Genomic DNA, 13,404 nt, shown 5'->3' with positions numbered 1-13,404 from the left:
ATCAACCGCTTTGCAGTATCGCCACTCTCTGCACCCGGCTCACCGGGTAGAGAGTGGCTTTTTCATGTGCTTTCTATAGAGCCTTTCCTGCTGAATTCAGAAAATAATTCTTTAACTGTCATTATTTGTGGTTCAAAACATTTATTTTTCTTTATTAAATCTTGGAAAGCATACTATCTTCAAAGGGGCGAATAGAATGAAAATGAAGTCCAGATTAACGGTTCTTCTCCTGCTTTGCCTGTCACTGGCGGTATCACCTGCAATCGCTTTCAAGACAGCGGATGCGGCGCGGCCAACTACGACGACACCAGCAGCAGATCTGCGTGCAACGATGGCCAAAGTCTACGGTGAACACAGTTACATGATGGTTATCGCCATGCAAAAACAGTTCAACCAGTCCAAAGACCTCCCGCAGGCCATGGCTGCGCTGAATGCCAACACCAACAGTATCGCGTCACTGCTGTCCAGTACTTACACGGATGCCGCAGCATCCCAGATCAAGAATCAATGGAAAAGACATATTCAACACTTCATGGACTATGTGACTGCGACGCGCAACAACAATGCGGATGCCCGCAAAGCTGCCCAGGCTGGTATGACCAGCAGCACGACTGCCATGGTCAATGCGATGGAAAGCCAGAATCCGTATATCAATGAGACCAAGCTGCTCACGAATCTGCGTGCTCATGATACGTATCTGCTGCAATCCTTCACTTCCTATGCGGAAGGCAAGTACGGAACTGCCTACTCGGCTGCACACAGTGCCTATGCACGCGCTGCTCTGATCGGTGCTTCCATGGCAACAGCTACGGCAGAACGCTATCCTTCCAAATATAAACGTACTACCACTCAGACCGAAGCCGCCTATTTCCGTCAGCAGATGGGCGAAGCTCTTGGTGAGCACACAATCCTGTCGATACTGATGCTGCAAAAAGGTAACGACAATGCGCCGGATCTGCCAAATGTCAAAGCTGCACTCGACCGCAATACCCAGGCACTGACCAACACGCATCAGCGTCTGTTCGGCGCCAATGCCGCGGCTACATTCAACAGCCTGTGGAACCGTCATATCCGTGATTACCAGGCTTACATGACAGCTACACTGAATAATGACCAGGCCGGACGTGCGGCTGCGAAAAAAGACCTCGGCAAGTTTGTCGCTGACCTGACTGCTTTCCAGACCGGACGTCTGCCACTGAACAAAACAAAAACGTATCAGGCGAACGCAATGCATGGTGCTCATGTCATCACTGCGTTTGACTCCTACCACAGCGGCGGATATGCCAAGTCGTATGAAGCGCTGCGTACGGGTTACAATCACATGTGGATGACGGGCAATACGCTGTCTGAAGCGATTGTGAAGAAGTTCCCTTCCAAGTTCTAAATGTATGGATGAATGAAGTCTGGTCCTCTTTTGAGGATCAGGCTTTTTTTATTGGTGGACTTTGCTATGAACAGATGGATATGCCTCGGCATGAGTTCGAAGAAGCAGCATCATGTGGTGCTTGTATAAAGGTTCTACTGTTGCTCAGAGTGGAGATACTTGTGTAGTATGTACAGGTAATTTCCAATATAAAAAATGGAATGCACACAAAAAGGAACCCGGTGCTTGATCGGCACGGGGTTCCTTTGCATTTGCATATGACGTTACTGCTTGCCATTTTCCGCTTCCCAGCGGGCGACTTCTTCTCTTACTCTCGGCGCCACTTCGGTGCCCAGCAGTTCAACGGCGCGCAGTACGTCGTCGTGGTTCGACATGGTACCGACCGGGGTGTGCAGCATGAAGCGGGTGATGCCTACGTTTTTGCGCAGGTTGATAATCTTGGTAGCGACGGTCTCGGGGTCGCCGACATACAAGGCGCCTTCCAGGCTGCGGGCGGCGTCAAAGCTGGCGCGGGTGTATGGGCCCCAGCCGCGTTCGCGTCCGAGTACATTCATGCTCGCCTGGGTGGACGGGAAGAATTTGTCCGCGGCCATCTCGGTCGTATCGGCGATGAAGCCGTGGGAGTGAGAGGCGACGCTGAGCTTGGAAGCATCGTGTCCGGCATGTGCAGCGGCTTTGTAATACAACTCTACCAGCGGGGCGAACTGTACGGGGCGTCCGCCGATAATGGCCAGTACGAGCGGCAGTCCGAGCAATCCGGCGCGCACGACCGATTCGGTGTTACCGCCGCTGCCGATCCAGACAGGAAGCGGATTTTGTACGGGACGCGGGTAGATGCCGAGGTTATCGATCGCCGGTCGGTGGCCGCCTTCCCAGGTGACTTTTTCCGAATCGCGGATCTTCAGTAGCAGTTCCAGCTTCTCGTCGAACAGGGCATCGTAATCATTCAGATCGTAGCCGAACAGCGGGAATGACTCGATAAAGGACCCTCTTCCTGCCATAATCTCTGCCCGTCCGTTAGAAATGGCATCAAGTGTGGCAAATTCCTGAAATACACGTACCGGATCTGCCGAAGACAGTACGGTTACTGCACTCGTCAGGCGAATGCGCTCGGTCTGTGAAGCCGCTGCTGCGAGAATGACCGCCGGCGCAGACGCCGCATAATCGACCCGGTGATGCTCGCCTACGCCGAAGATGTCCAGCCCTACTTTATCCGCCAGCACGATCTCGTCCACCACCTGACGAATCCGTTCGGCGTGGCTGATCGTCTGACCTGTCTCGATATCCGGTGTAGTTTCCACAAAAGTACTGATTCCGATTTCCATTATAATATCCTCCTGTTGGGCTTTGCCTGTCTGGCGAGCCGTTGTTTTCTTCTATTATTATGGATGACGATAGGTGATTCCGCAGTGTTCCTATGCCTGATCAGGCGGTTATTTGTAGTGGGATGCATGGCTTTCATTATTGCTTTTCATTGATGAACCAAAATATCTTTAAATCGAAATATTATATTATCTTTATTTAAAACTATTTTACTGTATATTGCAAGTACTATCTAAGATGGCTGGCCCGTTTTACCTTTTAACAGATACCATCTTATCTCTGGCAGGTACCCTGGGTGTCTTTACACGATGTAAAAAAGACACAGGCTGCATAATCTCGCTGTGTCTTGTGGGGTGAAGATCAGTTCTTTTTCACAAATTCCGATTTGAGCTTCATAGCGCCGAAGCCGTCGATTTTGCAGTCGATGTTATGGTCGCCATCGACGAGACGGATACTTTTGACCCGGGTGCCGATTTTGAGTACGGAGGAGCTGCCTTTGACCTTGAGATCCTTGATCACGGTTACGGCATCACCGTCCTGCAAAATGTTGCCGTTGGCATCGCGCACGACCAGCGTGTCTTCCGTGCTGTCCACATCTTCACCTTGTGTCCATTCATGAGCACATTCCGGGCAGATCAGCAGGTTGCCATCCTCATAGGTATACGCGGAATTGCACTCCGGACAATTCGGTAAATCCGTCATACGTTCACTTCTCCATTCGTTGTCAGATTCATCTATTTTCCCATAGTCCGGTGCCGCTGACAATGTTTTCACTGTCCTTTTCCCTATTCATGGTTCCTCGCGGGTCTGGCTGTGTAGTATATAGTAGCCTGCCCTGTCAGTGTACGATTACAGCAGTTCAGGGATGACCCTGCTGTCTTTACATAACACTACCAATTTATCCAAAGGAGTGAACAGGTTGAGCGATTCGATTCTACGCGCATTTACATGGAAAAACAGCCTCAAGCTGATGCGGCCTGCGGCGGTACTCTGTTCCAGTGTGGCGATTATTTTCTCGGGAGTCTTCCCACTGGCTGCCTATTATGAGCTGTCTGCCTCTTCTCTCATAATGACTGCTGTGCTGCTGTTTGTCGGATGTATACTCATTCATGGAGTGCTGACCCATGCGCTGAATGATCATGTGGATTATGTATCCGGCACCGATCAGCTCAGTCCGGCCATGCTGTCCGGCGGCAGCCGGGTGATCCAGGAAGGACGCATCTCTCCGGCGGCGCTGTACCGATTTGGTATCGGGCTGACGATTGTGCTGGTATTGACTGCGGTGGTGATTGCCCTGTTCGGTCACTATGCACTCGCTGCCCTTCTGCTGATCGGCATCTGGGGAGCGGTGTCCTATTCGCTGCCTCCGCTGCGGTTCAGCTATTATCCGCTGGCTGGCGAATGGCTGAGTACGTTTCCGTCCACCTTTTTCCTGGGACTGGGCGGGGCATGGCTGATGCTCGGTACTTTCCCGGAGTGGGCAGTGCAGAATGCAATGATCAATGCGCTGTACTGCGTCGCCTGGGTGATGGTGCATCATATCCCTGATCTGGAAGCCGACCGCCAAGCGTCTCCGGTCAAGCGGACCAGTGTCGTCTGGGCAGCAGATCGCTGGGGCATCGGCTACAGCCGGCTGCCTGCGCTGCTGTATCTCGGTATGATCGCGCTCTGTGCCGTATGGCTGATCAGTTCGGGACGCTGGTGGGGTGCAGCGGGTATCGCTGTGATTGTAGCACTGTCGGTGTACTGGATTTTCCGAATGGATGTACAGAATCCGGAACAAGTTACGGCCTGTGAGAAAAAGCTGCTGCTGCTCGCTGTAGGCGGCGCGGTATGGCTGGGGATTTTTATTTGAGGATGGGTAGATAGATGCTATAGGGGCTTACCGCCTGATCAGGGCACATGGTAAGCCCTTATTTGCTGTATACGATTTAACCAGTTGAGATATGGAGCCATCAGCATCTACTCCATTCACAATCACCAATTAACTGCTACGGTGAGCGGTAATTTCCATATTGCTATGTTTGCCAGTGATGTGAAGATCACATACCGCTATGATCCTACGAGTCAACGGTTTCAGCCTGATCAATTAGAATTTGTAGCATATGAAAGTCAGTAATAGGACTTAACTATAAAGTTTGTATTAATATAAAAAAGAAAGCCGCTCGCTTCACTTGATACGAGTGGCTTTTCTTTGCCAATATAATCGTTGTTAAACATAATATGAAGAAATGGACCAATGCCATTCTATTACTACCGGTTCAAATACGCCCACGCATACTGCGCATACAGCTCCGCTCCGGTCGCCAGCGCATCCTCATCAATGTTGAATTTGCCGTGATGATGCGCCCACTGCGTATCCTTGTCCGCATTGCCGCTGCCTACGAGGGCAAAGCTGCCCGGCACCTCATCCAGATAAAAGCTGAAGTCCTCGCCGCCCATGGTCGGTTCCTCTTCATATAATACCTGCTCACCAAAAGCCGCCGCTGCGACCTGCTGAACCAGCCTTGCACTCTGTTCTTCATTGATCACAGCCTGTGTACCGCGCACATAATCGAGCTTGGCTGTCGCTCCATATAATGCCGCCACCTGATCGGCATAATGCTGCAGCTGCTGCTCAATATGATCGCGGGTCGCCGGATCAAAGCAGCGCACCGTTCCTTCGATCACCGCATGTTCGGCGATGATATTGAACCGGGTGCCAACGGTCATTTTCCCGACGGTCACTACCGCAGGCTGTCTCGGTGCCACCGTGCGGGAGACGATCGACTGCACATTCATGACAAAGGAAGACGCAACGATCGCCGTATCGATACAATCCTGCGGCATCGCGCCATGTCCGCCCCGTCCCTGGAAGGTCACCGTGAACAGATCGGCCGAGGCAAAGGATGGACCGGGACTGCAGGCTACCGCATGAGTCGGCATCTGTGACCAGATATGAATGCCGAATACATTATCCACGCCATCCACTGCGCCCTGCCGCACCATCTCCCGCGCCCCCTGGGCGACCTCTTCGGCCGGTTGGAAAATAAGCCGTACCGTTCCCTGCAGCTCTTCCTTGACTGTATTCAGCGCCCGCGCGGCGACGAGCAGCATGGACGTATGCGCATCATGGCCGCAGGCGTGCATTTTTCCTTCTTCCTGTGATGCATACGGCAGATGCTTGTCGATCTGCTCGACCGATAGTGCATCCATATCGGCGCGCAGCGCTACCGTCTTGCCCGGTCGTCCGCCGTGGATATCCGCGATAACCCCGGTCGGCGTCGTTCTGCGATAGTCGATACCCAGCTTATCCAGATAGTCGCATACCAGGGTGGTGGTATTTACCTCTTCCCAGGACAGCTCCGGATGGCTGTGCAGATAGCGGCGCAGCCGGATCAGTTCTTCGCCGGAACCGGTGATACTTTCCCGAATCCGGGCGTTAAGGATATCTCTCTGTGCCGTCTGTACCTCACTCATGATCGTCCACCTCCGTCGTCAGGGATCGAATCGTCTCATAGAAAATGTGAACGGCTTTCGCAATATCTGCCGCATCCGACCATTCTTCCGGACAATGGCTCAGTCCGCTGCGGCTCGGGATGAACAGCATCCCCACGTCGGTCACATCCGCGAATACCATCGCATCGTGTCCGGCGCCGCTGTTGATCGGACAGTGGGGAATGCCCAGCTGCTCGCTTTTCTCCCGGAGCAGGGCGCGGATAGGTTCATTCATCGCCTTGGGCTTCATGTACAGCTGCTGCTGCACGGATACACGGATGCCATTTTTCTCGCAGGAAGCGGCCAGCTCCTGTGTGCGCCTGATCAGGGTCTGTACATTCTCCTCGCGTCCGGAGCGCAGATCCACAGTGAAGACCACTTTGTCCGGGATCACATTGGCTCCGCCCGGCCACACATTCAGCCGTCCGGTCGTAATGACCGATCCGTCTCCGGTCTCCAGCGCGATATCCGGTAATGCGGCGATGATCCCTGCTGCCGCCACCAGCGCATCCGCACGCCGGTCCATCGGCGTCGTACCGGCATGTCCAGCCTGACCCTGTACCGTAATCTCCAGCTGGGCCAGCCCGACAATCGCTTCTACGATACCGATCGGGATGCCTTTTTCCTCCAAGACAGGCCCCTGTTCAATATGCAGTTCGAGAAAAGCGCGAATCGTCCGTGGATCTCTGATCCTTGGCAGGGAAGTGTCCAGACCGGCCTGCTCCATCGCCTGGATCGTCGTGATGCCATCCTTGTCACGCAGCTCGCTGAATTCCTGCTCACTCAGAATGCCGAGCATCGCCCGCGAGCCCATCAGACCGCCGGCGAACCGGGCACCCTCTTCCTCGACCATGGCAATCACTTCGAGCGGATAGGTTGGCTGGATCTGATTTTCCTGAAATAAAGCCGCCACTTCCAGACCGGCCACTACGCCAGCCGGGCCATCGTAGCTGCCGCCATTTGGCACCGAGTCAAAGTGCGATCCGACCAGCACCGCCGGCGCATCCGGCTGCGTCCCTTCCAGTCTGCCGAAAATATTGCCGATCCCATCTTCACGCACGCTTAGGCCGTACTTTGCCATCTGCTCCTTGATATACTGCCGGGCCTGCACATCCTGCGGACTGTAGGTGAGCCGCGTCGTTCCCTGTCCCGGTGTAGCCGTAAAGGCACTCAGTGCCTCAATATGATCTTCGATCCGCTGCTGAAGCTGCTTCATGGTGATTCCCTCCCTGATTGATCTGATTGAACAATTTCATCCTATTTTACAAAAGTTCCACGAAAATGCCTGCCAGCACGACCGATACGATCGTAACGGTGATAAATCCGCCCACCAGCATAGGCGGCAACATCCGGCTGGTCAGCATTTCGCGTTCCTGCTCGTCTTCTGTCAGAGATTTTATCACTTCCGACGTGATGATGTAATCCGCCGGGAATCCGTATAATGCGGTCAAGGAGACGGAAAAGGCCATTTCCTTGCTGACTTTGAGCAGCCTGCCCGCCAGCATGGAGAATACATACATGCCGATTACCCCGATAACAATTGTCCCGACAAGCTGCGGCAGAATCTGAAGCATCATCTGCGGCGTCGCCTGCTTGAGTCCGTCAAAAATAAACAGCATCAGGCCGAGAATGGCAAAGCCAAATCCATTCGCCTTTTGCAAGGCCTGCTTCTCCAGAAACCCCGTACTCGCCCCGATAATCCCGAACAGCAGACAGAGCACGAACGGGCTGATACTTATCCATGGGCTGAACAAGGTAGAGACCAGATAGGCCAGATACGCGACCAATGCCAGGCGGAAAAACTTAAAAAACTCGGTATTGTACTGGGCCGGCAGCCAGCGGAACATTCGCAGTTCCGGCTGTGCTGCTGGAGATATCTTTGGCGCATTAGCAGGTAGGGACTTGCCTGTGAGCTGTGCAGCCGCCTTGGCGCTTGCCGGATTTTGCTCAGGCAGCTGTCCGCTGCGGTACTGCTGCAGGAGACGTTTGCCTTCTTTTTTCAGCATAACTGAGGTGAGCGGATATCCGGCAAAGCCCTGCATTACATAGATGACGATAGCAAATACCGACAGCGTTGCAAGCCCGGCCGCCTTGGCGCCATCCGACATAATGACCGCTGATACCACACCGCCAACGAGCGGCGGAATCGCTACCAGCATCGTTTGATAGTCAAAAATAAAAATACCGATGGCGAACAGGAAAATGACAATACCGAGTACGCCCGACAGCGCGATAATAATCGTTTTCCATTGCTGCTTGAGCTCACGGATGGATAACAGCGTACCCATATTCGTGATCAGCAGGTACATCAGCATCGTCGCTACCGTAGACGGTATGCCGGCAATCGCCACGATTTCTTTTGGGAAAAAGGTCCAATAACCGATCAGGAACAGAATGGCGCTAATAAACACCGAAGGAATCCATGCTTTCGTACGCACCGACACCGCATCACCGACAAACAAAATGAAAACCACCAGTACCAGAGCCAATAACTGTGACATTCCATTCCCTCCCTGTTCTCTTGTTGTAGGTATGGCTTATGTAATCCGCCCGCTTCTTGTATCTATTGATCCGCTTGACTGCCTCCCTTACTGTGTTTTGGGCAATATTAATTGTTGAATATAGTACAGTTCACTGGATCAGTCAACCGAATTAATGCTTTAAAAGGATAAAACAAAAACAGACCGAGACGGAAGCTGTTCACTCCGTTGCATCGGTCTGTTGTTAGCGGCGGGCAGATGGATACTATACCTGCATTCATTCATTTTTTATAAAAAAGAAAGGTTAAAACAGGTTAATCCATCTTCAATACATGCGTCTCGTAGCTTTGAAAAGCATTCTCCAGCCCCATAATGACATCCTTGATCTTCATATAGCCTTTGGTATAAGGCTCCGAATCCCGGATCGCTTCCCACATATAATGATACTGCTCCATATTCCCGGTCTCGCAAATCACAAAGTCGGTATAATCCTTGCCCGGCAGCGCCTCGGCATCAAAAAATCGTACCTGTACCTCATCATGCCTGCAGATAATTTCCTGCAGTCCGGCTGCATGCATACGCCGCTCTTCCCGCGGAAGTGCCAGCCAGGACGGGTAGAACTCCAGCAGTACCACCATCATATAACGCATTGTTCATCTCTCCTTTATTCATACCAGCGCAGCTTGCTGTAAATGATATATCCAGTGTACGCCAGACGGCATCAGCTGCACATTAACAAAGGTTAATGACAAGCAGCCAAGGATTCCACCACTGTCTTATTCCCTGCTTCAACCTGCCGACCCAAACACCGCCTTGGTGCTTAAGGCGAATCATTATGCGAATGATCCTGCGAATCACGACGGAGCAGCCTGCTGAGCGATACCGGTGAGACGCCGATATACGAAGCAATATGATACTGCGGCACCCTTTTCTCCAGTCCCGGATATTTGCGCAGACAGGCATCGTATCGTTCACGCGCCGAGGCATACAGCAGCTCACGCTCCCTTTCTTCCTTGCGGATATACAGCCGCTCCACACTCACACGTACGAATCGTTCCCAGCCGTGACTGTTATGCATCAGCTGCTCCAGCAGTTGATACGGAATCTCGATCACCACTGCCGCCTCCAGCGCTTCAATCGTATAGGCGGATGGCTGCCCGGTAATCATCGCTGCATAGGACGTCGCATAATCCTGCTCCATGGTAAATCCCGCCGTATATTCCCGGCCGTCTTCGAGAATATAATACAGCCGAAATAATCCCTGCACACAGAAATGGGCAAAATCCACCGGCTGTCCCGCTTCAATCAGCCGCTGACCGGAGCGAATATGGCGCAGCGAAGTCTTTTGCCAGAAAGTCTCCCATTCTTCTGCTGTTACACCGGCCTGTATTGCCATCTGGCGCAGCACATTGTACTCCGGTTGCATCCCTCTTCCTCCTCCCGCAAAGTCTTGAGATTTATTTATTCGCTGCCCGCAGGTTATTTCTCACCCTACCAGTATACCGGCCAGAGACAATCCACCGCCAACATCCTCTACCCATCCATTCCCGTTTCTTTATTTGCCATCCAATTCCCAAAAAGTCACCAATTGGGTATACTTACCATATTGTAAGCGTATACAATAAAAAGGGAATCTTCTCTACTTCCTGCTACATAGCTCTACCTTGTTCACCCATTCAAAGGAGGAGTCGTAATGAGAAATGTTCACGGTAACAAAGCACGCTTTTTGCCAAGGCTGGGCGCGTTGTCCCTGTCTGTTATGCTGTTCTCCGGCATAGCATCCGGCGCAGGAGCTGCCGCAGACGACAGCAGCGACACGCTTGCCGCCAAAGGAAACCCACAGACCGGCGTACAGCAGATTACGATCAACGGTCAGCAGCGGTATCAGGAGATTGACGGCTTCGGTGCATCCGGCGCCTGGAGTATTGATCATATTGGCTCGGAATGGTCGGAAAAGAACAAAAACAGGGTCGCCGATCTGCTCTTCTCCCAGGATAAAGGGATCGGGCTGTCCATCTGGCGCTTCAATATTGGGGCAGGCAGCGTAGACACCGATCAGGACATTATCAGCGATCCATGGCGCCGCGCCGAGAGCTTCAAGTCCGGTGAAGACCAGCCGTATGATTGGTCCAGACAGGCCGGTCAGCAGTGGTTCCTGCAAGCTGCCAAGAAGCGCGGTGTCGAGGAAACGGTCGCTTTTGTCAACAGTCCGCCGGTATGGATGACCAAGAACGGCCACGGCCAGCCGGACCCGTCGGTAGGCAGCACCAATCTCAAGGAAGACTATATTGACGATTACGCTGTGTTCCTCGCGGACGTGCTGGAGCATTTTCACAAGCAAAAGCTGGGCTTTGACTACATCAGCCCGATCAACGAACCGACCTGGGACTGGAACCGTGCCGGTCAGGAAGGCAACCGCTACAATATCGAAGATATCAAAAAAGTACTGATCGCACTGGATGGAGAGCTGCATAAACGCGGCATCGACACCGAAGTGGATGCGATCGAAGCCGTCGAATACCTGTCCCTGCTGGATAACGACATGTACGCTACATATACCGGCAAAGCAGGCAGTACGTATACGAGCGGCAACGCCGGCGGTGCCTTTGAAGGAAAATACAGTGAATATATCAAGGAAATGCTCGGAGATCCGCAGATTGCCGGCATCATCGGCAATAAAATGAGCGCCCACTCCTACTGGTCCGATGAAGCCAAACCGGGGGACGATCGTCTGGTTCGCCTGCGCGAACTGGTGCGGGATAATCTGGATCGCTACGTGCAGGACGCCAAGTTTTGGATGTCCGAATACTGCATCCTCGGCGACCGTGGACCGGGACGTGACCTGACGATGAATACCGCGCTGGATGTCGCCAAAGTCATTCACTATGATATGGTAACGACCCAGGCGTCCGCATGGCAGTGGTGGCTGGCAGTATCCAAAGAAGATTACAAGGATGGTCTGGTCTACACCGATTACAAAAATCCGGGCGACACCCAGTCCATCATTGAATCCAAAACGCTGTGGGCGCTCGGCAATTACAGCAAATTCGTCCGTCCCGGCGCACAGCGAATCGACCTGCAAGGTGCCAATGATCCGAACGGTCTGATGGGCTCGGCGTATTATCATAACGAGGACAAGCAGCTGTCCGTCGTATTTGTGAACAGCAGCAATGAAGACAAAATCATCCACCTCGACGTAACGAATCTGCCCGGCGGCAAGGAAGTGAAGCAGTTCAAACCGTATCTGACCTCTGAGCATGCCGACCTGGAAAAGCAATCCACCGTCTCGGTGAAAAAGGATATTACCATCCCTGCACGTTCCCTCATGACGCTGGTGGGGAAAAATTAAAAATAGGATTGACTGTTTATTGCCAGAATCATCCGAATGACAATCGAAAGTCCCACGTACAATATACAGTATAGTTAGTCTCGACAGACAGCTCAAAAGCGAAGTCATCTAATGTACAGGTGACTTCGCCTTTTTATTTTAGAGACATATAGTGTAAATTATTAGATAAAATGCATACTTTTTGCTGGAATACACGTCGATAGCTTAGAAAGGATGTATTTATTCCTACATAAAATCAAATTTGTTCTTACGGCTTTCACAATGAGTACTTGCTACTTTTCAGCTGCAAGTTCCGGGGGAGTCAAGAAGTGAACGAACTCAGCCACACATTCTATTTTGGAAAAGATTCACATGGAAAATGGAAGATGGTATCAATCGATTCAGCAGTTCCTGATCAAAAAGAAAAAGGAGAATCCAAATGATGAAGAAAAAGCACATTCCAACTGTAGTACTGGGGGCTGTTCTAGCTGGCAGCCTGATAACCGCTTCGCCTGAAAATCTCATCTACGCAGCCAATACGCCTATCCGGATTATAGGTGAGCATGGCGTAATTCCATCAGATACAGCTCCATATGTGCTTCATGGAGTGACTCTGGTACCGATCCACGTCGTCAGTAAACTGGGAAATAACAACACCCATATCTCATGGAACAATGCCAGCAAAACGGTAACCGTCACTGCTCCGAGTAAAAAAACCACGCTGCAAAATGGTGTTCGGATCGAATTAGCACAGCCCGCAACTTTAAAAAATGGCCGAGTGATGGTTCCCCTGCGCTTTATCGGAAAGTCCATGGATGAGAAGGTAAATTGGGATGTAACGAATCGAATTGTATACATTGGTAATGTAAGTCCTTCAAATAATCCATCGGAGACTGCCAGCACTTCAGCCAGTCAATTACTTTCCAAACAAAGAAAACAAGTGGTTTATGATCTGGCAAGAACAACATTAGCGACTGAATTGCCTACGGTAGGAATGCAAACGGTGACACACTATTTCCCGGCAGGAAAGTCAGATGCATTCTTTGAAGCCATGTCTGATCGCATAAGCTATTATGAGGTGAAAAATAACAAGGCACAGGAAATTTGGTCGGCCAATCATAATGGTGAACCCTCCACCGAGCATACAGGCTTACCATTTCTTCCATACCATATCACGAAAGAAATAGGGAAAAGACCGACCATTACGAGTACAGTCGCCTATTATCGATATAGTGCATCAATATCCGATTTGCATTATGGTCTGATGGATACCCAGGGAACGGAAACGGAACTCGGTCACACCGATCCTGCTCAAACCAAGGAGCATTTCCCTGTCGATGAAAAAGAACTGGCACTAATGAAGTAATTCATTTTACCAAGGGAAAGGAGGCCTGGGATGCTTCTGTTATCGA

The 13,404-nt window shown here is 51.6% G+C and carries 11 protein-coding genes; 4 read left to right on the top strand and 7 right to left on the bottom strand.

Annotation, left to right across the window (positions count from 1 at the left end):
- Window positions 1-196: 196 nt before the first annotated feature.
- Window positions 197-1,384: a hypothetical protein gene (locus M1D61_RS00695; RefSeq protein WP_458120720.1), complete on the top strand. Its 1,188-nt coding sequence runs from the start codon at window positions 197-199 to the stop codon at window positions 1,382-1,384.
- 263 nt (window positions 1,385-1,647) lie between these two features.
- Here the strand turns inward: M1D61_RS00695 and M1D61_RS00690 are convergent, their stop codons facing one another.
- A complete protein-coding gene (locus tag M1D61_RS00690; RefSeq protein ID WP_458120719.1) occupies window positions 1,648-2,709 on the bottom strand; it encodes an LLM class flavin-dependent oxidoreductase in 1,062 nt (353 codons plus the stop codon).
- A gap of 358 nt (window positions 2,710-3,067) precedes the next feature.
- Window positions 3,068-3,409, bottom strand: coding sequence for a zinc ribbon domain-containing protein YjdM (locus M1D61_RS00685; RefSeq protein WP_458120718.1), 342 nt, complete (start codon window positions 3,407-3,409; stop codon window positions 3,068-3,070).
- Window positions 3,410-3,626: 217 nt separating this feature from the next.
- Here M1D61_RS00685 and M1D61_RS00680 point away from each other — a divergent pair, with 217 nt between their 5' ends.
- Window positions 3,627-4,562 (top strand): prenyltransferase, encoded by a 936-nt coding sequence (locus tag M1D61_RS00680; RefSeq protein ID WP_458120717.1) that lies wholly within the window; start codon window positions 3,627-3,629, stop codon window positions 4,560-4,562.
- Between the two features lie 398 nt (window positions 4,563-4,960).
- On the opposite strand, the gene M1D61_RS00675 is transcribed toward M1D61_RS00680, so the two are convergent.
- The 5 genes from M1D61_RS00675 to M1D61_RS00655 all read right to left on the bottom strand — a co-directional run bounded on the left by M1D61_RS00675 (window position 4,961) and on the right by M1D61_RS00655 (window position 10,090).
- Complete coding sequence (locus M1D61_RS00675; protein ID WP_458120716.1) at window positions 4,961-6,166, bottom strand: amidohydrolase; 1,206 nt, start codon at window positions 6,164-6,166, stop codon at window positions 4,961-4,963.
- Window positions 6,159-7,400, bottom strand: coding sequence for an allantoate amidohydrolase (locus M1D61_RS00670; protein WP_458120715.1), 1,242 nt, complete (start codon window positions 7,398-7,400; stop codon window positions 6,159-6,161). Before M1D61_RS00670 ends, M1D61_RS00675 begins: the two co-directional genes overlap by 8 nt.
- Before the next feature lie 46 nt (window positions 7,401-7,446).
- Complete coding sequence (locus M1D61_RS00665) at window positions 7,447-8,685, bottom strand: hypothetical protein (RefSeq protein WP_458120714.1); 1,239 nt, start codon at window positions 8,683-8,685, stop codon at window positions 7,447-7,449.
- Between the two features lie 293 nt (window positions 8,686-8,978).
- Window positions 8,979-9,314 carry a darcynin family protein gene (locus M1D61_RS00660; protein WP_458120713.1) on the bottom strand — a complete coding sequence of 112 codons (336 nt, stop codon included), beginning with the start codon at window positions 9,312-9,314 and terminating at the stop codon, window positions 8,979-8,981.
- 170 nt (window positions 9,315-9,484) lie between these two features.
- Complete coding sequence (locus tag M1D61_RS00655; RefSeq protein WP_458120712.1) at window positions 9,485-10,090, bottom strand: Crp/Fnr family transcriptional regulator; 606 nt, start codon at window positions 10,088-10,090, stop codon at window positions 9,485-9,487.
- A 267-nt stretch (window positions 10,091-10,357) separates the two neighbouring features.
- On the opposite strand from M1D61_RS00655, the gene M1D61_RS00650 reads away from it, so the two are divergent.
- Window positions 10,358-12,013: a glycoside hydrolase gene (locus tag M1D61_RS00650; protein ID WP_458120711.1), complete on the top strand. Its 1,656-nt coding sequence runs from the start codon at window positions 10,358-10,360 to the stop codon at window positions 12,011-12,013.
- Window positions 12,014-12,431: 418 nt separating this feature from the next.
- Window positions 12,432-13,358, top strand: a complete 927-nt coding sequence (locus tag M1D61_RS00645; RefSeq protein WP_458120710.1) for a copper amine oxidase N-terminal domain-containing protein — start codon at window positions 12,432-12,434, stop codon at window positions 13,356-13,358.
- Window positions 13,359-13,404: the final 46 nt, after the last annotated feature.

This window comes from Paenibacillus sp. Z6-24, from assembly GCF_054161335.1.
Note: the sequence above shows the minus strand (reverse complement) of the source record. Positions and strands in the feature narration are given on the sequence as shown.